Source organism: Pseudomonas argentinensis, from assembly GCF_001839655.2.
In the GTDB taxonomy this organism is placed as follows: domain Bacteria; phylum Pseudomonadota; class Gammaproteobacteria; order Pseudomonadales; family Pseudomonadaceae; genus Aquipseudomonas; species Aquipseudomonas argentinensis_B.
Genome location: NZ_CP056087.1, coordinates 3,955,692 through 3,976,390 on the forward strand (window position 1 = coordinate 3,955,692; position 20,699 = coordinate 3,976,390).

General features: G+C 66.7%; 17 protein-coding genes and 1 pseudogene. 8 read left to right on the top strand and 10 right to left on the bottom strand.

What is annotated here, in order from left to right; translation table 11 throughout:
* Nucleotides 1-244: 244 nt before the first annotated feature.
* Nucleotides 245-2,764, top strand: coding sequence for an EAL domain-containing protein (locus tag SA190iCDA_RS17800; RefSeq protein WP_170833937.1), 2,520 nt, complete (start codon nt 245-247; stop codon nt 2,762-2,764).
* A gap of 94 nt (nt 2,765-2,858) precedes the next feature.
* Here SA190iCDA_RS17800 and SA190iCDA_RS17805 read toward each other — a convergent pair whose 3' ends face one another.
* Both SA190iCDA_RS17805 and SA190iCDA_RS17810 read right to left on the bottom strand, forming a co-directional pair.
* Nucleotides 2,859-3,128 carry a hypothetical protein gene (locus SA190iCDA_RS17805; RefSeq protein ID WP_139159466.1) on the bottom strand — a complete coding sequence of 90 codons (270 nt, stop codon included), beginning with the start codon at nt 3,126-3,128 and terminating at the stop codon, nt 2,859-2,861.
* Nucleotides 3,129-3,167: 39 nt separating this feature from the next.
* Nucleotides 3,168-3,665, bottom strand: a complete 498-nt coding sequence (locus SA190iCDA_RS17810; RefSeq protein WP_070885390.1) for a MarR family winged helix-turn-helix transcriptional regulator — start codon at nt 3,663-3,665, stop codon at nt 3,168-3,170.
* 83 nt (nt 3,666-3,748) lie between these two features.
* Here SA190iCDA_RS17810 and SA190iCDA_RS17815 point away from each other — a divergent pair, with 83 nt between their 5' ends.
* Complete coding sequence (locus SA190iCDA_RS17815) at nt 3,749-4,651, top strand: DMT family transporter (protein ID WP_070885391.1); 903 nt, start codon at nt 3,749-3,751, stop codon at nt 4,649-4,651.
* Complete coding sequence (locus SA190iCDA_RS17820) at nt 4,648-5,808, top strand: cyanate transporter (RefSeq protein WP_070885392.1); 1,161 nt, start codon at nt 4,648-4,650, stop codon at nt 5,806-5,808. Before SA190iCDA_RS17815 ends, SA190iCDA_RS17820 begins: the two co-directional genes overlap by 4 nt.
* 150 nt (nt 5,809-5,958) lie before the next feature.
* Here SA190iCDA_RS17820 and SA190iCDA_RS17825 read toward each other — a convergent pair whose 3' ends face one another.
* The 3 genes from SA190iCDA_RS17825 to selD all read right to left on the bottom strand — a co-directional run bounded on the left by SA190iCDA_RS17825 (nt 5,959) and on the right by selD (nt 8,841).
* Complete coding sequence (locus SA190iCDA_RS17825; protein WP_070885393.1) at nt 5,959-6,492, bottom strand: REP-associated tyrosine transposase; 534 nt, start codon at nt 6,490-6,492, stop codon at nt 5,959-5,961.
* A gap of 223 nt (nt 6,493-6,715) precedes the next feature.
* The gene (mnmH, locus tag SA190iCDA_RS17830; protein WP_070885394.1) at nt 6,716-7,807 is read right to left on the bottom strand and encodes a tRNA 2-selenouridine(34) synthase MnmH; all 1,092 of its coding nucleotides are present in this window, start codon (nt 7,805-7,807) and stop codon (nt 6,716-6,718) included.
* Nucleotides 7,807-8,841 (bottom strand): selenide, water dikinase SelD, encoded by a 1,035-nt coding sequence (gene selD / locus SA190iCDA_RS17835; RefSeq protein ID WP_070885395.1) that lies wholly within the window; start codon nt 8,839-8,841, stop codon nt 7,807-7,809. Before selD ends, mnmH begins: the two co-directional genes overlap by 1 nt.
* Nucleotides 8,842-9,088: 247 nt before the next feature.
* Between selD and SA190iCDA_RS17840 the strand changes: the two genes are divergently transcribed.
* From SA190iCDA_RS17840 to SA190iCDA_RS17860, 5 genes are all read left to right on the top strand, one after another.
* The gene (locus SA190iCDA_RS17840; RefSeq protein ID WP_070885396.1) at nt 9,089-9,940 is read left to right on the top strand and encodes a putative selenate ABC transporter substrate-binding protein; all 852 of its coding nucleotides are present in this window, start codon (nt 9,089-9,091) and stop codon (nt 9,938-9,940) included.
* Nucleotides 9,937-10,734 carry a phosphonate ABC transporter ATP-binding protein gene (locus SA190iCDA_RS17845; RefSeq protein ID WP_070885397.1) on the top strand — a complete coding sequence of 266 codons (798 nt, stop codon included), beginning with the start codon at nt 9,937-9,939 and terminating at the stop codon, nt 10,732-10,734. The genes SA190iCDA_RS17840 and SA190iCDA_RS17845 overlap by 4 nt, the downstream gene beginning before the upstream one ends.
* Nucleotides 10,728-11,555, top strand: a complete 828-nt coding sequence (locus SA190iCDA_RS17850) for a PhnE/PtxC family ABC transporter permease (protein WP_070885398.1) — start codon at nt 10,728-10,730, stop codon at nt 11,553-11,555. Before SA190iCDA_RS17845 ends, SA190iCDA_RS17850 begins: the two co-directional genes overlap by 7 nt.
* The gene (gene phnE / locus SA190iCDA_RS17855) at nt 11,552-12,319 is read left to right on the top strand and encodes a phosphonate ABC transporter, permease protein PhnE (RefSeq protein ID WP_070885399.1); all 768 of its coding nucleotides are present in this window, start codon (nt 11,552-11,554) and stop codon (nt 12,317-12,319) included. The genes SA190iCDA_RS17850 and phnE overlap by 4 nt, the downstream gene beginning before the upstream one ends.
* 66 nt (nt 12,320-12,385) lie before the next feature.
* The gene (locus SA190iCDA_RS17860) at nt 12,386-13,411 is read left to right on the top strand and encodes a UV damage endonuclease UvsE (protein ID WP_070885400.1); all 1,026 of its coding nucleotides are present in this window, start codon (nt 12,386-12,388) and stop codon (nt 13,409-13,411) included.
* 29 nt (nt 13,412-13,440) lie between these two features.
* Here the strand turns inward: SA190iCDA_RS17860 and SA190iCDA_RS17865 are convergent, their stop codons facing one another.
* From SA190iCDA_RS17865 to fadD1, 5 genes and pseudogenes are all read right to left on the bottom strand, one after another.
* Nucleotides 13,441-14,877, bottom strand: a complete 1,437-nt coding sequence (locus tag SA190iCDA_RS17865) for an efflux transporter outer membrane subunit (protein WP_070885755.1) — start codon at nt 14,875-14,877, stop codon at nt 13,441-13,443.
* Nucleotide 14,878: 1 nt separating this feature from the next.
* The gene (locus tag SA190iCDA_RS17870) at nt 14,879-15,937 is read right to left on the bottom strand and encodes an HlyD family secretion protein (RefSeq protein WP_070885756.1); all 1,059 of its coding nucleotides are present in this window, start codon (nt 15,935-15,937) and stop codon (nt 14,879-14,881) included.
* A gap of 16 nt (nt 15,938-15,953) precedes the next feature.
* Nucleotides 15,954-17,503, bottom strand: a pseudogene (locus tag SA190iCDA_RS17875) (MFS transporter).
* 139 nt (nt 17,504-17,642) lie between these two features.
* The gene (locus SA190iCDA_RS17880) at nt 17,643-18,551 is read right to left on the bottom strand and encodes a LysR family transcriptional regulator (protein ID WP_070885402.1); all 909 of its coding nucleotides are present in this window, start codon (nt 18,549-18,551) and stop codon (nt 17,643-17,645) included.
* Between the two features lie 138 nt (nt 18,552-18,689).
* A complete protein-coding gene (gene fadD1 / locus SA190iCDA_RS17885; protein ID WP_070885403.1) occupies nt 18,690-20,378 on the bottom strand; it encodes a long-chain-fatty-acid--CoA ligase FadD1 in 1,689 nt (562 codons plus the stop codon).
* Between the last annotated feature and the right edge of the window lie 321 nt (nt 20,379-20,699).

Below are 20,699 nucleotides of genomic sequence, written 5' to 3' on the forward strand. Positions count from 1 at the left end.
ACAATAGCTTCGACCCTAGGGTGGATCACGCTTCTCCGATCCAACCAGGAAGCATCATCCACCCTACCGGATACGCTCTTCGCCAAAGGTCGGCTGGCACGGGCCGGCACGCGCAATGCCGCCAGGCGGTACCGCCGTCCCTTAACGAAAAGCCGCGGGCAGCCGATAAGAAGGAATTGGCGCTACGCCAGAATCAATTGCAATGAGTTGAAGGTAGTCTTTGATGCCAGAGGATGTCGGCGGTATGCGCAGCCATACCGAAATGACGCGAAAGTTCGCAGCCGGGTTTGCGTTGCTGATGGCGAGCCTGCTCGCCATTGCCTGTGCTGCGCTGATTGCCATCGCTTATCAGAAAAACCTCGCCCAGATCGAACATGACGAACTGGCCCTCGCGCAATCAGTGGGATCCATCAGCCGTTCGCTGCGCATCACGGTGATGGACTATGCCTTCTGGGACGACGCCCATGCCAAGGTGGGCGGCGGCCAGGTCGATATCGACTGGGCCTATGGGCGGGACAACATGGGCGAGTCGCTGTTTTCGAGCTTTTCGATCGATGGCGCGTTCATCATCGACCCGGCGCAAGCAACCCGCTACTCGGTGGTCAGGGGCGAGCTAAGCCCCCTGGGTGCCGCGGATTTCATCTCCGCCGACTTCACGCCGCTGATCGAAGCAGCCCGGCAACAGGCTGCCAGTGATCAGGCGGCTTTCGGCTACTACCCGGTCGGTGATGCCGTCGCCGGGGTTTACGCGGCGGCGATCAAATCAGAAGGGATGAGCGACGCGCAATCGCTGTCCGCCACCTCCGTCATGCTGTTCGTGGACATCATGGACATCCAGGCGCTTGGCCTTGCCGCCAACCTGGCTGACCTGCATGCGGTAAGCGACCCGGGCAGCGAAGACCCGTACTTCAAGTTGGGGTCGGCATTCGGCTCGACCTACTTCCTGACGTGGACGCCGGCTCGGCCCGGCGATGCATTTCTGACCGCATTGCTGCCCTTGCTGGTGCTCATCGCCATCGTGTTCGCCCTGGTGATGCGGGCACTGCAGCGCCGCATGCTGAAGGCCTCTGCACTGTTCGATGCCAGCCAGGACGCCCTGCGCGTCAGTGAGGGGCGCTTTCGCTCGGTTGCCGAATCCACCTCCGACTGGATCTGGGAGACCGATAACGAGGGGCGCCTCACCTTCATTTCCGAGCGTTTCACGGCCATGACCGGTCTGCCCGTCAGCGCCTGGCAAGGCCGGTACCTCCATGAGCTACTCGGCATGGCGCCACATACCTTCCTCGCCCATGCCCAGGCCTCCTCGCAAACGAGCCTGCCGCGCCGGCAGATCGAATGTTCCTATGCCGATGCGCAAGGCGTCTCGCGGCACTGCACCCTGTCCATTGGCATCATTGCCGAAGGGGCGAAGCACCTGGGCTACCAGGGCACGGTGACCGACATCACCGAAGAAGTCGAAGCCAAACGCCAGATCAGCCACCTGTCCCACCATGATGCGCTGACCGGCCTGCCCAATCGCCGCTACCTGCAAGCGCATCTGCAGAGCAAACTGGAGAATCCGCAAGGCCGGGTATTCCTATTGAGCCTGGACCTGGACCGTTTCAAGCCGGTGAACGATACCCTCGGCCATTCGATTGGCGACGAAGTGCTCTTCGAGGTGGCCCAGCGGCTCAAGCAATGCGTGCGCGAGGACGATATGGTGGCCCGGCTCGGCGGCGACGAATTCGTGCTGGTGATCGATGACCCGCTGCAACGGGCCGAGCTGGAACCATTATGCGCGCGCATCTGCGACTCCATCGGCAAGGTGATCGTCAGCGGTGAGCACGAGCTGCTGCTGGGCGCCAGCATCGGCGTGGCCATTGCGCCGCAGGACGCCATGCAGGCGAGCGAACTGCTGCGCTACGCCGATATCGCACTCTACGAAGCCAAGGCCGCCGGCAGAAATACCTGGCAGTTCTATGCCAGCGAAATGAACGAGCGCATCGTCAACCGCCGCAAGATCGAAACCGACCTGCGCAACGCACTACGCGGCAGTGAGCTGTTTCTACAGTTCCAGCCTCGTTACACCATCAGCCGGCAGGCGCTATCCGGCGCCGAGGCACTGGTGCGCTGGCAGCACCCGATCAGGGGCTTGCTGATGCCGGACAGCTTCATCGCCATCGCCGAAGAGACCGGCCTGATCATTGCCCTCAGCGACTGGGTTCTGCACAACGCCTGCAAGGCGGCAAGCCAATGGCCCGACAACCTTCAGGTGTCGGTCAACCTGTCGCCGGTCGAATTCCAGCGAGGCGATCTGGTGGCGCGTGTGCGTCAGGCACTGGAATCGACGCAGCTGGCACCTGGCCGCCTGGAACTGGAAATCACCGAAACCGTGATGATCAAGGACTCCGTTACCGCCCTGCAGATCATGCTGGAGCTAAAGCGCCTGGGGGTTCGCTTGTCCATGGATGACTTCGGCACCGGTTATTCGGCGCTCAGCTACCTGCGCACCTACCCCTTCGACGCCATCAAGATAGACCGCAGCTTCATCGCGGACCTGCAGGGCGACACCAAGACCACCGCCATTGCCATCATCGAGTCGATCATCGGCCTGGGCCGTGCCCTGTCGATGACCGTGACGGCAGAAGGCGTGGAGAGCGCCGGCCAATTGAGTGACCTGGCCGGCATTCACTGCGACGAGGCTCAGGGCTATCACCTGGGTCGCCCGCATTCGCTGGAGCATTTCGAGCGTTTGATAGCCCCCGCCTGCCGCGCGCGCTCCTAGCAGCCGAGCGCTGATTGGCGCAGGTGGACATCGCCCGCACCGCACCAGTCAGCGCACTGCCGCGGCATGTCGCCGGCTGCCCTGCGCTACCCGCTCAACGATTCAGGTACAGCACGAACAGCAGATACAGCCCGAACGCCACCACCGGCAGCAGGTGCCAAAGGTTGGACAGCCACGGCGCCGCGCTCAGGTAGCCGATCACCAGCAGGCCGGCGGTGCCCAGCGAGATGCCAGGGAGCAGCAGCATCAGGCTCGACAGCAGGCGGTCCTGGAAAGGGGTCAATTCGCTGTTGTTGGCGATGGCGGCGCCGGAAAACACCACGATCAGGCCTTGCAGGCCAGCGAAGGTGATCTGAGCGATCACGCCGATGATCAATGCCGTGAGCGACAGGGTCGATTCCTTTCATTCACCCGGTTGCAGGTTGGCCAGCAGCTTGCCGGTGAGCGCATGCAGCTGCTGTTTTTCCTCGTCACTGAGGGCGGCCAGAACGCGCTGCAGGTTAGCAACGTGGGCGGTGAGCATGCTGTCGATCAGTTCAAAGCCCGCTGGCGTCAGCGCCACCAGGATGCCGCGACGGTCGGAGGGGTGCTTGCGCCGCTCGATCAGCCCGGCTTTTTCCAGACGGTCGATGCGGCTGGTCATGCCACCCGAGGAAATCATCGCGCTTTCGTAGAGCGCCGTGGGCATGAGCGCATAGGGCTCGCCGGCGCGGCGCAGGGTGGCGAGCAGGTCGAACTCGCCAGCCTGCAGGCCATGGCTGGCGAAGAACGGCGCCAGGTGGTCGCGGCTGATCACCTGGGTCAGCTCGCCCAGCCTGCCCATCACCGCCATGGCGAAGCCGTCCAGATCCGGGCGTTGTTCACGCCATTGCTCGGCGGCCAGTTGTGCTCGATCCAGCATGTCGCCCTCGATTTATCTTGCCATCAAGATACTTTTCAAAAAGAATGTTTGCATCTTATCGTAGATCAGCTTTGGAGACAGGCATGAAACAGCCCCTGCAGCGACCCTACCTGGCGCTGCTTCTGCTGCTGGTAATCGGCGCCCTGATGGGCCTGACCAGCAACCTGGTGAAACTGGCCGGCCTGAATGGCTGGCAGCCCCTGGCCTTTCTGCTGTGGAGCCTGCTCGGTGGCGGCCTGGCATTGCTGGTGCTGGTACGCCTGCGTGGCGAGCGCACGGGCGTAACGCCGCCCTTGTTGCGTTACTACCTGATTGCCGGGCTGATCAGCATCGCCCTGCCCAATGGCCTGCTGTTCAGTTCCATCGGCCATGTGGGCGCCGGCTTCGCGTCGATGTGCCTGGCCTTTCCGCCGCTGTTCACCTACCTGATGGCCCTCGGGCTGCGCATGGAGCCGCCGAGCCGCATTCGCCTGCTGGGTATCGGTATCGGCCTGGTCGGCAGCGTGCTGCTGGCCCTGGGCAAGCTGCAGGATGGCGACGCCCCTCGCCTGTGGGTACTGGCTGCACTGTCGATCCCACTGTTCCTGGCCATGGGCAACATCTACCGTTCTCGCTACTGGCCGAGCGGCGCCAGCCCGTTGTCCCTGGCGCCGGGCATGTTGCTGGGCGGCGCTTTGCTGCTGTTGCCCATGGGACTGCTGGGCGTCGACCTGGCGCCGCAGCTGGCTAATCACACCGCCGTGCTTCTGTTGTTGGTGCAGATGGCGCTGTTCGCCATCGTCTACGCCCTGTTCTTCGTGCTGCAGAAGCTCGCCGGCGCAGTGTTCCTCAGCCAGATCGGCTCGGTGGCCGCCGTGCTCGGCGCCGCCATGGCCATCGGTCTCTTGGGCGAACAGGGCAGCCTGTCGATGCTGCTGGCCGGGCTGTGCATCGTCAGCGGCGTGCTGCTGGTGGCCTGGCGCGGCGCCCAGGAGAAGGCGCAATGAAACGCCAGACCCTGTTGCTGCTGGCGATCATCCTGCTGGGCCTGAACCTGCGTCCGGTGCTGGCGGCGGTGGGCCCGCTGCTCGACCGCATCCAGCTGGACACCCACCTGGGGCACGTGGGCGCCAGCCTGCTGACCAGCCTGCCGATCGTGATCATGGGCCTTGGCGCCCTGGCGGCCACGTTCTTGCGCGGGCGCCTCGGCGAGCGACGCGGCATCTGGCTCGGCACCCTGCTGATCGCCCTCGCCTGCCTGGCCCGTGGCCTGCTGCCGAGCGCCACGCCATTGCTGATCAGCGCCCTGCTGGCCGGCGCCGGCATCGCCTCTGTGCAGGCGTTGCTGCCCGGCCTGATCAAGGCGCGCTTCAGCCATGATGCCGGCCGGCTGATCGGCTTCTACAGCTGCGCGATCATGGGCGGCGCGGCCTTTGGTGCGGCGCTCACGCCCTGGCTGGCGCAGTGGCTGGGCTGGTCCTGGGCGCTAGCCACCTGGGCCGTGCCGGCCATCGTCGCCTGCCTGGTGTGGAAGCGCGCCGCGCCGGCAGACGAGCCGGCCACAAGCGGCTCGGCGGCCCCGCTCAACCCCTGGCGCTCGCCACGCGCCTGGCTGCTGATGACCTTTTTCGGCGTCGGCACGGCGGGCTACACCCTGGTGCTGGCCTGGCTGCCGCCCTACTACACGTCGCTGGGCTGGAGCGCCGAGTCCAGCGGCCTGTTGCTGGCCGCCCTGACGCTTTGCGAGGTAACCGCCGGCCTGTTGGCCTCGAGCCTGCTGGCGCGCTGCCCGGATCGCCGGGTGCTGCTGGGTGTCGTGCTGGTCTGCCTGCTGCTTGGGCTGATCGCCCTGGTGCTTGCGCCGCTGGCGCTGGTGGCGGTGATCTGCGTGCTGATTGGCATCGGGATCGGCGCACTGTTTCCGCTGTCGCTGGTGGTCGCCCAGGATCATCTCGACGATCCGCGCCAGACCGGCGACCTGCTGGCCTTCGTGCAGGGCGGCGGCTACCTGATCGCCGCCACCTCGCCGCTGCTCGCCGGCCTGCTGCGCCAGTACGCCAACGACCTGCGCCTGAGCTGGCTGATGATGGCCGCCGCCACGCTGGTGCTGATGCTCATGGCAACACGCTTCAAACCCGGCAGCGGACACTTCCGCACCCACTGATAGGACGCAGGGCGGACCGGAACGCCGGCCGCTCGTAGCGTCAGCGAACAGTCCGCCATTACGGCACGTGGCGTACTGCTTCGCGAACGGAACGCCGCCCGGTACGCCCTACATCAAGAATGCGGTAGGCATAATCGCTTATGGTTCAGGTCAATCGTCATACAGGCCTGCGTCCGTCTCTGGGCCTCCGGCCCAGTCTGGTTGATAGAGGCCGCATTCGACATACCGGTGAAACGTGGAATAGGGCCAATCGCCTACTCGCTGCACCAGGCCATGCTTGAGCGGATTGATGTGGATGTAGTCGAGATGACGCCTGAAATCCTCCTCGTCACGAACAAGATGCTCCCAGTAGCGACGCTGCCAGATACCCCGCTCCCGCCGACGCAGGAGAATCTCCGAACGCCACTCATCTGCCGGTTTGGCTCGGGAGAAGCGCATCCTGATCAAACGCCAGCGCAGTGCGAAATCCACCTCGCCTTGCGGCAGTTCGATCAGGCAATGGAAGTGATCAGGCAATACTACCCAACCGTGGATCTCGAAAGGGTGCCGTCGCCGCACGACACGCACGGCTTCACAGAGGGTGTCGATGTGGCGCACGAGCAGATCGTTGCCATGGCGAACACGCAGGGCATGGGTGAAGAAGTAGGTGCCGCCAGGGCTCCAGGCACGGCGATAGTTGGGCATGGGCGTCATCCTTGACGGTTCTAACGAGTAGAGCCTAGACCAGGCACGCAAGTCGGTCTCGGAAAGCCAACCAACAGTCTACTCATGCAGGCACAAGGCGTACTGCTTCGCGAGTACGCCCTACGTCTGCTCATCAGGCCAATCCGCCACGTAGGGCGGACCGGGACGCCGGCCGCTCGTAGCGTAGCGAACAGTCCGCCATGCCGGCTACGTGGCGGTGGGTCTAATGTGCATCGCGCAGATAGGCGACTACCGCGGCCTCGTCGCCGGCGAAGACGATGCGCTCGGCCTTGCTGTCGCGCTGGTAGGCGTACATGGGGTCGTAGTATTCACGCAGCAGGCCGGCGATCCAGTCGCGGTGGAAGTCCACGGCGCCGCTGCGTTGCTGGGCGCCGAGGGCGTCGACCATGATCGCCCGCAGGCGCTGGTGGCGTTCACCGCCCAGGCGCTTGTGGATGTTGTCCATGCTCTGCAGCAGGCGCGCGGCGAACAGATCGAACCCGCGCTCCTCGCCGTTGACGGCGGTGAACTCGGCACACAGGTCGATCACGTAGTCGCGCAGGATGCGCTCCACCCGCCCCTCGAAGCTGTCTTCCAGCCACACCAGCGGGTAGCCCTGCATGCCCTGATACAGGGACAGCGGCACGTTGCAGCTGCCGACGATGCGCCCTTCGTCTTCGATCACGAATCGCTCGATGCCCGCCGCCCGCTTGCGCAGGATGTCCACGGCCAGGGCGTTCTCGAAATCGATCTGCGCCGGCTGGCCGGTGGCGCGCTTGCCGAAGCTGGAGCCGCGGTGGTTGGCATGGCCTTCCAGATCCAGGCCATCGGGCAGTTGGGCCAGCACGTCGGTCTTGCCGGTGCCGGTCATGCCGCCGACCACCACGAAGCGGCACTGCGCCACGGCTTCTTCGAGGGTGTCGAGCAGGAAGGTGCGCATCGCCTTGTAGCCGCCGGTGATACGCGGGTAGTCGATGCCCGCCTCGCGCAGCCATTGCTGGACGATCTGCGAGCGCAGGCCGCCGCGAAAGCAGTACAGGTAGCCGTTCGGGTTGGCACGGGCGAAGGCTGCCCAGGCTTCGACCCGCTCGGCCTTGGTCTGCCCGCCGACCAGTTGGTGGCCCAGCTTGATGGCCGCCTCCTGGCCGTGCTGCTTGTAGCAGGTGCCGACCTTCTGGCGCTCCAGGTCGGTCATCAGCGGCAGGTTGACCACGCCGGGAAACGCGCCCTTGGTGAATTCCACCGGCGCGCGGGTATCCATCATCGGTACGCCATCGAGGAACAGGGCACGGAAGTCACGGGCATCCTCGCGCATCAGAACACCTCGACGGCGTGGCGCTGTCGCTCCACCAGCACGCCGATGGGCGCCAGGTGCAGGCCCAGTTCGGCGGCCACGGCGAGAAACTCGGCCTGGCCCGCTTCGCTGACGGCGATCAGCAGGCCGCCGCTGGTCTGAGGGTCGCAGAGCAGGTCGCGCTGGCTGTCGCTCAGGGCAGCGATGCGCTCGCCGTAGCTGTCGAAGTTACGCAGCGTGCCGCCGGGCACGCAGCCTTCGGCCAGGTAATGCTCCACGCCCGGCAGGCGCGGCACGGCGGCGTAGTCCAGGCGCGCGGTAAGGCTGGCGCCGTCGGCCATTTCCACCAGGTGGCCGAGCAGGCCGAAGCCGGTGACGTCGGTCATGGCGTTGACGCCGGCCAGCTTGCCGAAGCGGCTGCCCGGCTTGTTGAGGGTGCACATCCAGTCGCGGGCCAGGCCCACGTCCTTGGCGCGCAGCTTGGCCTTCTTCTCGGCGGTGGTGAGGATGCCGATGCCCAGGGGCTTGGTCAGGTACAGGGTGTCGCCGGCCCTGGCGGTGTCGTTGCGCTTCATGTGCTGCTTGCTCACCACGCCGGTCACCGCGAGGCCGAAGATCGGCTCGGGGGCATCGATGGAGTGGCCACCGGCCAGGGGGATGCCGGCGGCATCGCAGACCGCGCGGCCGCCACGGATCACCTCGCGGGCGACCTCCGGCGGCAGCAGGTTGACCGGCCAGCCGAGGATGGCGATGGCCATCAGCGGGTCGCCGCCCATGGCGTAGATATCGCTGATCGCATTGGTGGCGGCGATGCGACCGAAGTCGAAGGGATCATCGACGATGGGCATGAAGAAGTCGGTGGTCGACACCACCCCGCGTTCTTCATCGAGCGCATAGACCGCCGCATCGTCGCGCGAGGCGTTGCCAACCCATAGCCTGGGGTCCAGATTCTGCGCGCCGCTGCCTGCCAGGATCACGTCCAGCACCTTGGGGGAAATCTTGCAGCCGCAGCCGGCACCGTGGCTGTACTGGGTCAGGCGGATCGGCTCACTCATGGCAACGCTCTCATCAACGGACTCTCATCAACGGAAAACCAGGCGGCGGATTATAGGGGCTGTGGCCATTTCATTCACGGCCGCACGTCCCCGAGCCGCCCAGGTTGGGCGATGAAACGACGACTGCCCCCGGCAAAGCTGGTCTTTCTCGCGTCGGCTCCTATAATCGCCGCGCTCACACTATTCCCTTGCAGCGCGCTCCATAGCGCCTGCTGCCGTTTTTTCCGCTATTGAACCGGAGAACTCCATGCTCAAGCGCACCCTGTCGCTGGTCGCCGGCCTTGCCCTGGCCGCCGCTGCCCTTACCACCCATGCCGCCGAAACCCTGCGCGTCTCGGCGATTCCCGATGAAGCCCCCACCGAGCTGCTGCGCAAGTTCAAGCCGTTGGGCGCCTACCTGGAGCAGCAACTGGGCATGAAGGTCGAGTTCGTACCGGTGGCCGACTACCCGGCCGTGGTCGAGGCCCTGGCCACCGATCGCCTGGACATGGCCTGGCTGGGCGGCTTCACCTTCGTGCAGGTGAACCTGAAGACCGGCAACGCGATTCCCCTGGTGCAGCGCGAGCAGGACGCCGCCTTCACCAGCACCTTCATCAGCGCCGACCCGCAGGTCAAATCGCTCAAGGACCTAAAGGGCAAGACCTTCGCCTTCGGCTCGATTTCCTCCACCTCCGGCAGCCTGATGCCGCGCTACTTCATGCTGCAGGACGGCATCAAGCCGGAGGGCTACTTCAGCCGCGTCGCCTACTCCGGCGCCCATGACGCCACCGCTGCCTGGGTACAGGCCGGCAAGGTCGACGCGGGGGTGCTGAACTCCAGCGTGTGGGACAAGCTGGTCAAGAGCGGCAAGGTCGACACCGCCAAGGTCAAGGTCTTCGCCACCACACCGACCTATTTCGACTACAACTGGACGGTGCGTGGCTCCCTCGACCCGGCGCTGGCCGAGAAGATCAAGCAGGCGTTCCTGGCCCTCGACCCGGCCAACCCGGCGCACAAGGCGATTCTCGACCTGCAGGCGGCCAGCCGCTTCATCGAGACCAAACCCGAGAACTACAGGGGCATCGAAGAGGCTGCCCGCGCTGCCGACCTGCTGAAATGAGCCTGCGCCTGGCCGCCGTCGGGCTCAGGCACGGTAATGGCGTGCAGGCGCTGCAGGGCATCGACCTGAGCGTCGAGCAGGGTGAGCGGGTGGCGATCATCGGCCCGTCCGGTGCCGGCAAGTCGAGCCTGCTCAACCTGATGGCCACGGCCCTGGCGCCCAGCGAGGGCGAGCTGCAGGTGCTGGGCGAATGCCCATGGCAGCTATCTGCCCGCCAGCGCCAACGCCTGCGCACGCGCATCGCCCTGATCCACCAGGCGCCGCCCCTGCCGTTGCGCCAGCGGGTGGTCACCGCGGTGCTGGCCGGGCGCCTGGGCCAGTGGGGCCTGGCCAGGAGCCTGGTCAACCTGCTGCACCCACTGGACGTTCCCGGCGCCCGGGCGCAGCTGGACAAGCTGGACCTGGGTGACAAGCTGTTCGCCCGCTGCGGGCAACTTTCCGGCGGCCAGTTGCAGCGTGTCGGCATCGCCCGCGCCCTGTACCAGGGGCCGCAACTGCTGCTCGCCGACGAACCGGTCTCGGCCATGGATCCACGGCTGGCCGACCACACCCTGTCGCTGCTGGTCAGCCATGCCAGAGCCGGCGGGGTGACCCTGGTCGCCAGCCTGCACACGGTGGAACTGGCCCTGGCGCATTTTCCGCGCATCGTCGGTGTGCGTGACGGGCGCATCACCTTCGACCTGCCGGCCGGCGAAGTCGACCCCGAACGCCTGCAGGCGCTGTATGCCAACGAACAGCTGAGCACAACCCGCGTTGATGAGCCTGCGCCGGGGGCCTGGGCGGCGCGATGCTGAACCACGCTCACCGCGACCCCGCTGCCCTGCCGCGCCTGGCGTTCGCGCTGCTGGCCATCGCCCTGCTGTGGCCGGGCATGCAGCTGGCCGAACTGGATCTGGGCGTGCTGCTGCACCCGGACAGCGCCGGGTCCATGGGCAGCTTTCTCAAGGATTTCTGGCCACCGGCCCACAATGAGGACTTCCTCACCCTGCTGCTGGACGCCACCCTGCAGACCCTGGCCATCGCCACCGCCGGCATGGCCCTGGCGCTGCTGCTGGCGGTGCCGGCGAGCCTCTTGGCCAGCCGTGCGCTGTCGCTCTCGGCAGCCTCGCGCGCGGGCCAGTCGAGTGCGCTGGGCCGTTGGCTGCGCTGGCCGGTGCGCGGCGCGCTGATCGTGCTGCGCAGCGTGCCGGAAATCGTCTGGGCGCTGCTGTTCGTGCGCGCCGTGGGCCTGGGACCGACCGCCGGGGTGCTGGCCATCGCCATCACCTACGCGGGCATGCTCGGCAAGGTCTACGCGGAAATCTTCGAGTCGGTGGACCTGCGCCCGGTGCACGCCCTGTTGCACAGCGGCAGCGGGCGCCTGGCCGCCTTCGCCTATGGCGTGCTGCCGGCCGCCGCCGCGGAGCTGACCTCCTACACGGTGTACCGCTGGGAATGTGCGGTGCGCGCCTCGGTGGTGATGGGTTTCGTCGGTGCCGGCGGCCTGGGCCAGCAAATCGACCTGTCGATGCGCATGTTCGCCGGTGCCGAAGTGGCCAGCATGCTGCTGACCTTTCTGGTGCTGGTGTTGCTGGCTGACCAGCTCAGCCGCCTGCTGCGCGGGAGGTTCACATGAGGCGCCTGGGCAACCTGCTGCTGGTGCTGGGCATCGCCGCGGCGGTGGTCGGCTCCTTCGTCTATCTCGGCCTGGACCTGGCCGGCCTGTTCGGCGCCGACAGCCTCGGGCAGATGGGCAGCTACGCCGCGCGCTTTCTCAGCCCCGACTTCAGCGCCAGCCACCTGCAGGCCACCGCCCATGGCGCGATGGAAACCCTGGCCATGTCGGCCGTGGGTACGCTGCTCGCCGCCCTGCTCGGCCTACTGCTGGCGCTGCCGGCAGCCGGTCGCCTGGGTGCCCTCGCCCAGGCTGCCACACGGCTGCTGCTCAATGCCCTGCGCGCCATTCCCGAGCTGGTGTGGGCGGTGCTGATGGTGCTGGCCGCAGGCCTGGGCCCCAACGCCGGCACTCTGGCGTTGGCCCTGCACACCGCTGGCGTGCTCGGCCGGCTGTTCGCCGAGGCCCTGGAGAACACCCCGCCGGAGCCGGCGGACGCCATTCGCCTGCAGGGCGGCGGCGCCTGGGCCGCGTTCTGCTACGGCACCCTGCCGGCGTTGTGGCCGCAGTTGCTGGCCTACAGCCTGTACCGCTGGGAGAACAACATCCGCATGGCGGCGATCATGGGCTTCGTCGGTGCCGGCGGCCTGGGGCAGATGCTCTATGTCAGCCTGAGCCTGTTCCAGGAAGCCCAGGCCGCCACGGTGATCCTCGCCATGTTGCTGCTGGTGCTGGCGGTGGATGCCTTCAGTGGCTGGACGCGGCAGCGCTGGGTGCGCAATTAATCCGGGAGCGCCGCGGCCACGCCCGTGGTCAGATTTCGTCTGCAGCCCTGATTCCGAGACCCGTCCATGCCCGTACCCCGCATTGGCTTCGCCTGCCAGTACCGCCACCCTGACCGCAGCCTGCCAGCCGGCGAGCTGAAGATCATCGAGGCTGCCTTCAACCCGCGCACCACCACCCTGCGCTGGATGGACAGCGTGGCGCCCGCCGTGGCCCACGACAAGCTCGCGGAAATCGTCGAGCACAACCTGCTGGCCCAGTTGCGCCTGCTCGCCTATGTGGTCACCCTGCCCGAGCCGCTGCAGATGCTGCGCCTGAGCAGTGACCTGCTGCCGTTCTACAGCCACCCCAAGGTCGCCGCCTTCTACCAGCAAGCGGAGATGCAGCAGCGCCTGATCGAGGGCTTCGCAGCCATTGGCGAGGTGGCGCGCGCCGCCAACATTCGTCTGTCCATGCACCCGGGCCAGTACTGCGTGCTGGGCTCGGATCGCCCCGATGTGGTGGAAAACAGCCTCGCCGAGTTCGAATACCACGCCGACATGATCCGCATGATGGGTTACGGGCGGACCTTTCAGGACTTCAAGTGCAACCTGCATATCGCCGGCAAGCTGGGCGGCGACGGCATTCGCGCGGTGTGGCCGCGGCTGTCCCATGAGGCGCGCCAGTGCATCACCTTCGAGAATGACGAGAAGACCTACGGCGTGGATGCCTGCCTGGCCCTGGCCGATCTCGCCCCCGTGGTGCTCGACGTGCACCACTGCTGGATCCACGAGGACGACTACATCGACCCGCACAGCGAGCGCGTGGCGCGGATCATCGACAGCTGGCGCGGGGTACGCCCGACCATGCACCTCTCGCAACCCCAGGAACGCCTGCAGGAACTGGGGCTGAGTGCCGGGCAGAAGCTGGAAATGCCCGAGGTGCTGGCGGTGGCGCCCAAGCGCGAGCTGTACGGCCACAGCGCGCGGATGTGGAACGAATGGACGAATCGCTACGTGCTGCAGTTCCTGGATCGCTTCGACATCATGTTCGAAGCCAAGGACAAGAACGTGGCGACCCTGGAGTTCTACGCGCTCTACCTGAAAAGCGCCTAGCTTGCCGATGCCGCTTCCTTGGCCTGGGTTTATGCGCCTGCGGCGTGCTGCTCCCAGCCGCCACCCAGGGCGCGGTACAGGCCGACCAGCGCCAGGCAGGTCGCCTGGCGGCTGTCCAGCAAGTCTTCCTCGCTGCTCAGCAAGGCCTGCTGCACGCTCAGCACGTTGAGGTAATCCACCGTGCCCTGCTGGTATTGCAACTCGGCGTTGGCCAGGGCCACGCGGCTCTGCTCGACCGCTTCCTGCAATCGGTCATGGCGACGTTGCTGGGCCTGGTAGGCGGCCATGGCGTCGTCCACTTCGTGCCAGGCGCCGAGCACGGTGCGCTGGTAGGCGACGGCCGATTCCTGCTGCTGCGCCTCGCGCAATTGCAGGGTGCCGCGCCGGCGTCCGCCATCGAACAGCGGCACGCTGATCGCCGGGCCGATGGCGAAGCGATGGGCGGACCAGCCGTCCAGGTCCCCCAGCTGCAACGCCTGCAGGCCGAGGTCGCCGGACAGGGTGATGCGCGGATAGAAGTCCGCCTCGGCCACGCCGATGCTGGCGGTGGCCGCATGCAGTTGGGCCTCGGCCTGGCGAATGTCCGGGCGGCGGCTGGCCAGTTCGCTGGGCAGGCCGACCGGCACGCGTAGCGGCCCCCTGGGAATCTCGGTCGTCTCGCCCAATTCCGCCTGCAGGCTGCCGGGGGCCTGGCCGAGCAACAGCGCCAGGGCGTTGCCCAGCCGCCGTTCGCGCAGGCGCAGCGGCTCCAGGCGTGCCTCCAGGGACGCCACCCGGGAGGCCGCCTCGGCCACTTCCAAGTGGGTGGCCACGCCGTCGTCCAGGCGCGTCTGGTTGAGGGTCAGGCTGCGCTGGGCGATCTGCAGGTTCTGTTCGGTGATCAAACGCAGTTGCTGGGCGCCGCGCAGCTGGATGTAGTCGCTGGCAGTTTCCGCCAGCACCGACAGCGCCACGCCGTCGCGCAGTGCCTGGCTGCCGGCGAGCTGCGCATCGGCAGCCTCCACTTGCCGGCGCACGCGGCCCCACAGGTCCAGCTCCCAGCTGGCACCCAGGCCGGCCTGCCAGAGGCTGTAGTCGTCCTTGCCGGCATTGCCGGACGGGTCGTTGAGGCCCACCTGGCTGTTGCGGGCGCGGCTGTAGCCGGCCTGGCCATCCAGGCTCGGCCCCTGGGCGGCGCCGCTGCTCCGGCGCACGGCGCGGCTTTGCTGAACGCGGCTGGCGGCCAGTTGCAGGTCAAAGTTGCCGGCCACGGCGCGCTGCAGCAAGGCCGAGAGCTGCGCATCGGCGAAGCTGTCCCACCAGCGCGCCTGCACCTGGGCCGCCTCGGGCTGGCTGCGTACCGGGGCCTGCTGCAAGGCCCAGGCGTCCGGCAGGTGGACCTCGGGGCTGCGGAAATCCGGGCCCAGGGTGCAGGCACTCAGGGCGACGCTGAGGCCGAGCAGCGTCAGTCGATGAAATCGCTGCATGTCAGTGCGCCTGCGCCAGTTGGCGGTCATCGAGTTGGTGGGTGTCGATGCTGGCCTCCACCGACATGCCGACGCGCAGGTAACCCACCACGGGCTGGTCGGCATCGAGCACGATCTTCACCGGGATGCGCTGCACCACCTTGGTGAAGTTGCCGGTGGCGTTGTCCGGCGCCACGGCGGCGAAGGTCACGCCGGTGGCCGGCGCCAGGCTCTCGACGTGGCCGCGCAGTTGCAGGTCCGGGTAGCTGTCGACGCGGATGCTCACCGGCTGGCCCGGGCGCACGCGGTTGAGCTGGGTTTCCTGGAAGTTGGCGACCACGAAGGCCTGCTCCAGCGGCACCACCGCCAGCAGCGGGTTGCCGGGGCTGACGTAGGCACCGACGCGCAGGGCGCGGCGGCCGACCATGCCGTCCATGGGCGCGTGCAGCTCGGTGTAGGACAGATCCAGCTCGGCCCGCTGCAGCTCGGCCGCGGCCCGCTCGACCGCGGCAGCGGCGGCATCGCGCTGGGCGACGAGGATCGCCGTCTGCTGGCGGCTGGCGGCCAGCGCCGCCTGGTTCTGCTGCTGGCGCGCCAGGGCAGTATCGAAACGGCTCTGCGCCTGCTGGGCATTCTGCAGGGTGCCGGCGCCCTGCCCGGCCAGGTGCCTGTAGCGCTGCAGTTCGTGCTCGGCGAAGCGCACCTCGGCCTGGTCGGCCTTGACCGTGGCGGCGGCCTGGTCGATCACCGACCGCTGGCGCTGCACGCTGGCCTCGGCATTCACCCGCTGCGCCTCGGCGCTGGCCACGCCGGCCTTGGCCACGTCCAGCGCGGCGCGGTAATCGCGGTCGTCGATACGCGCCAGCAGCTGGCCGGCCTTGACGCGCTGGTTGTCCTCGACCAGCACCTCGCTGACGAAGCCGGCGATCTTCGGCGCCACCAGGGTGAAGTCGGCGCTGATGAAGGCGTCGTTGGTGCTTTGCTGGTAGTGCTCGGCGAACAGCAGTTGCCAGGCGCCCCAGACCAGCAGGCCGGCGACTGGCAGGCCGATCAGCAGAGCGGGTTTGCGCAGGGTAGTCATGGTGGTGTCCATCGGTTCAGTGGGCGGCACGCGGCGGGTAGATGCGCGTGGGCACCAAGGGAATGATCAGGATCAGGGCGAAGGCGACCAGCGCCACGCACAGGTAGAGGTCGGCGTAGGTCAACACCAGGGCCTGCTGATGCAGGCGGCTGGCCAGGTGACTCGCTGCGCCGTCGGGCAGCAGCGGCTGGTTACCGAGGCGATCGACCAGGTTGTTGGAATGCAGGTGCAGGCGCGCGGTGGTCAGCAGGTCGAGAACCGCGGTGGCCACTACCGCGGCCAGGCCCTTGACGGTGTTGAACCAGGCCGAGGCGAACGGCCCCTGGATCGGCTGGATGCTGCCGGTGGAGAGCATCAGCAGTGGCAGCACCGACATCGGCTGGCCGAAGATCTGCAGCAGCTGGATCAGCAAAAAATCATCGCGAATCCACGCCGAGGTCAGCTGCGAGCCGAGCACGCAGGCCAGGCCCATCATCCCCAGCCCCGCGGCCAGCACGTAGCGGCAATCGACCTGGCGCAGGTTGCACAGCGCCGCCACCAGGGGCAGCGCGAGCAGTTGCGGCACGGCCACCCAGAGCAGCATCGGTGCGGTTTGCAGTGGCCGGTAGCCCTGCACCTGGGCCAGGTAGGACGACGGAATCAGGCTCGCAGCCAACAGCACCAGCAACACCCCGGCCAGGGTGAACAGCGCGAAGGCGAGGTTGCGCGCCTTGAGCAGCTGCAGCTTGAAGAACGGCAGGGGGTGGCGCCATTCGTTGAGCAGGAACAGCACCAGCAACAGGCTGCCACCGCCGAGCAGGCTGACGATCAGCGGCGAGTGCAGCCAGTTCAGGCGCTCGCCCTGCAGCAGGCCGATGACCAGCAGGTTGATCGCCGGCAGGCCGAGCAGCAGGCCGCGCCAGTTGAACTGGGCGAAGCGCTCCAGGGGCAACGGATCCTGGGGCAGGCCCCAGGCCACGGCGGCCATGGCCAGCAGGCTGCCGGGGATGATCTGCCAGAACGCCCACTGCCAGCCGGCATATTCCACCCAGAAGGCGGCCAGGGGCGTGCCCATGCTGGGGCCGAAGGTCGCCGTCAGCGCATAGGCGGCCAGGCCGTAGAGCTTGACGTTGGCCGGCAGGAAGCGCAGCGCCACGCTCATCAGCATCGGCGGCAGTGCCCCGCCGGCCAGCCCCTGCAGGGCGCGCAACAACATCAGCACGCGCTCGTTGGGCGCCAGCGGCGACAGCAGGCCGAGCAGCATGAAGGCGCCTATGGCGCACAGGGTGAAGCGGCGAATCGACAGGGTTACCGCGAACCAGGGGCGAAGGCCATGGCACTGACCGAGGCGGCCATGTACAGCGCCAGCAGCCAGCTGCCCTCGTCATGGCCGATGCCCATGGCGCCGCGGATATCGACCAGGGCGATCTTGGTGACGTTCTCGTTGAAACCCGACACCAGCACGGCCAGCAGCACGCCGAGCAGGCCGACGACGATGCGCAGCCCGAAGGGGCTCGCCTGCATCGGTGCGGCCTGTGGCGTGGAGGGCGCGGAAAGGGGTAAAGGCGTGAGCGCAGGCGCATTCATGACGATGCGCAGCCGCCCGCCTGGCAAGTGCAGAGCATGCGGAAATATCCGGTAACGTGTTTAGCCCGGCAGTCTAGGGAAAACGACCATTACCGAAAATTGCAATGTTTCTAATAGATGATTGCGCCAGACGCAGCATTCAGACGCCCAAAGCGTTCTCTTCGCAGCAACGCTTGATCAGGCCGCGCAGCCAGCGATGGGCCGGGTCGTTGTCGAAGCGCGGGTGCCAGGACTGGTGGACCCGCACCGGCGACAGCGGCAAGGGGATCTCGAAGCTGCGCAGGGCCAGGCCCAACTGGTTGCACACGGCGACCACCGGGTTGGGCATGGGCAGGATCAGGTCCGAATCGCGCAGCGCCAGCACGGCGGAAAAGAAGCTCGGCGACACCGTGACCACCCGGCGCGCCAGGCCCTGCCGTTCGAGCACCTGGTCGATGGGCCCGCGGGCCAGGCCACGGCGCGACACGCTGATCTGGTCGAAGGCGGCGAACCGTTCGGCGTTGATCATCTCGTCGAAGATCGGGTGGTCGGCCCGCGCCAGGCCCACGAAGCGGCTCATGAACAGGCCCTGGTGCTTGATCTCCGGCGGCAGCTGCAGCGAGGCGCCGATGGCCAGGTCGATGCGCCCGGCGCGCATGGCGTCGTCGTCGCCGTCGATTTCCGGCACGAAACGCAGCATCACCCTGGGCGCCTGCTCGCGGATCAATTCCACCAGCCGGCCGCCGTAACAGACCATGAAGATGTCGTTGGTGCGGATGTTGAACGCCCGGTCGAGGCTGGCCAGCTCCACCTCCTGGGAGCGGAACACGCCACTGGCCTGCTCGACCAGGTCGCGCACCTGCTCGCGCAGCTCCAGGGCCCGGGGCGTCGGCACCAGGCCACGGCCGGCACGCACCAGAATCGGGTCGCCCACCGCCTCGCGGATGCGCGTCAGGGTGCGGCTCATGGCCGGCGGGCTGAGGTGCATGCGCCGCGCGGCGCCGACCACGCTGCCCTCCTCCAGCAACACGTCGAGGGCGACCAGCAGATTCAGATCCGGCAATTGCATCGTGGGCACGCCTCCAGCGCCGACCAGTGCACAGGGCGCAAGTCTAGGCCTATTGCGCTGCAGGCAAAAGCCCTCTGGCAAATCACCCAGGAACGAAAAAGGCCCTGCACTGCAGGGCCTTGGTGTGCAGCGTGACGCTTACTTATTGCCGAGCTTCTTGAGCTCTTCGTCACGCAGCTCGCGGCGCAGGATCTTGCCGACATTGGTGGTCGGCAGGCTCTCGCGGAACTCGACCTGCTTGGGCCGCTTGTAGCCGGTGAGGTTGTCGTGCATGTGCTGCATGACCTGTTCCTTGGTCAGGGTCATGCCCGGCTTGACCACCACGAACACCTTGATCGACTCGCCCGAGCGCTCGTCCGGCACGCCGATGGCGGCGCACTGCAGGACGCCCGGCAGGGTCACCAGCACGTCTTCCAGCTCGTTCGGGTAAACGTTGAAGCCGGACACCAGAATCATGTCCTTCTTGCGGTCGACGATGCGAATGTAGCCGTCGGGCTGGATGATGCCGATGTCGCCGGTCTTGAACCAGCCGTTGGCGTCGATCACCTCGTCGGTGGCTTCCTGGCGCTGCCAGTAGCCCTTCATCACCTGCGGGCCCTTGATGCACAGCTCGCCGGTTTCGCCCAGGGCCAGGTCGTTGCCCTGGTCATCGATGACCTTGAACTGAGTGGAGGGCGCAGGGATGCCGATGCTGCCCATCTGGATATTGGTGATGGGGTTCACCGAGGCCACCGGGCTGGTTTCGGTCAGCCCATAGCCTTCGCAGATCGGGCACCCGGTAACCTGTTTCCAGCGCTCGGCGGCGGCCTGCTGCAGCGCCATGCCGCCGGAGAGGGTGACCTTGAGCCTGGAGAAGTCGAGCTTCTGGAACCCTTCGTTGTTGCTCAACGCCACGAACAGGGTATTGAGGCCGACGAAGCCGCTGAACTTGAACCTGGACAGGTCCTTGACCATGGTCGGCAGGTCGCGCGGATTGGTGATCAGCAGGTTGTGGTTGCCGCAGTGCATCATCGCCATGCAGTGAAAGGTGAAGGCGTAGATGTGGTACAGCGGCAGCGGCGCAACGAGGATCTCGCTGCCCTCGCCCAGGTTCGAGCCCATCAGCTCGCGGCACTGCAGCATGTTGGCGATCAGGTTGCGGTGGGTGAGCATGGCGCCCTTGGCCACCCCGGTGGTGCCGCCGGTGTACTGCAGCACGGCCACGTCCCGGGACCCGGGGCTGGCCTCGCTGACCGCCTTGCCACGGCCCTGGCTCAGGGCGTCGGTGAACTTGACCGCGCCTGGCAGGTTGTAGGCCGGCACCATCTTCTTCACGTACTTGACCACGGCATTGACCAGCAGGCGCTTGAGCGGCGGCAGCATGTCGCCGACCTCGGTGACGATCACCGTCTTCACGCCGGTCTTGGGCACTACCTGCTCGGCCAGGTGCGCCATGTTGGCCAGGCACAGCAGCGCCTTGGCGCCGGAGTCGTTGAACTGGTGTTCCATTTCCCGCGCGGTGTACAGCGGGTTGGTGTTGACCACCACCAGGCCGGCACGCATGGCGCCGAATACCGCCACCGGGTATTGCAGAACGTTGGGCAGTTGCACGGCGATGCGGTCGCCGGGCTTGAGATCGGTGTGCTGCTGCAGGTACGCCGCGAAGTGACCGGACAGCTCGTACAGCTGGCCGTAGGTAATCGTCCTGCCCAGATTGGTAAACGCGGGCTTGTCGGCAAAACGCTGGCAGGACTGCTTCAGCACCGCTTGAACGTTGGGGTACTGGTCGGGATCGATCTCGGCCGCGACCCCCTCGGGATATTTGTCCGTCCAGAAGTTTTCGGTCATGGACACCCACTCCTAAGCAACAGCTTGTCGTCACCGCCAAGGCGGTTGTTTGTTGTATGTATGCCTGGCTGTTCGCCCCTGAGGAGCGCAAAGCGGGCCGAGATTAGCAGAGTTGCCGGATACCGACCAGAGCACGAAAAGGCCGGCCGGTATCGGAAATGACCAGATTGAAAATATTGGTCACACGCTTTTTTTACCGAGGCGGTCCGGCGGACAACACTCGTCTGGCGGCGGCAACGCCCATGATAGACGCCTGGGCACTTTCCTGCAGATCGGGATTCGAAGGCAGGAAGGGTAAGATCCGATACTCGCACCGGCTAT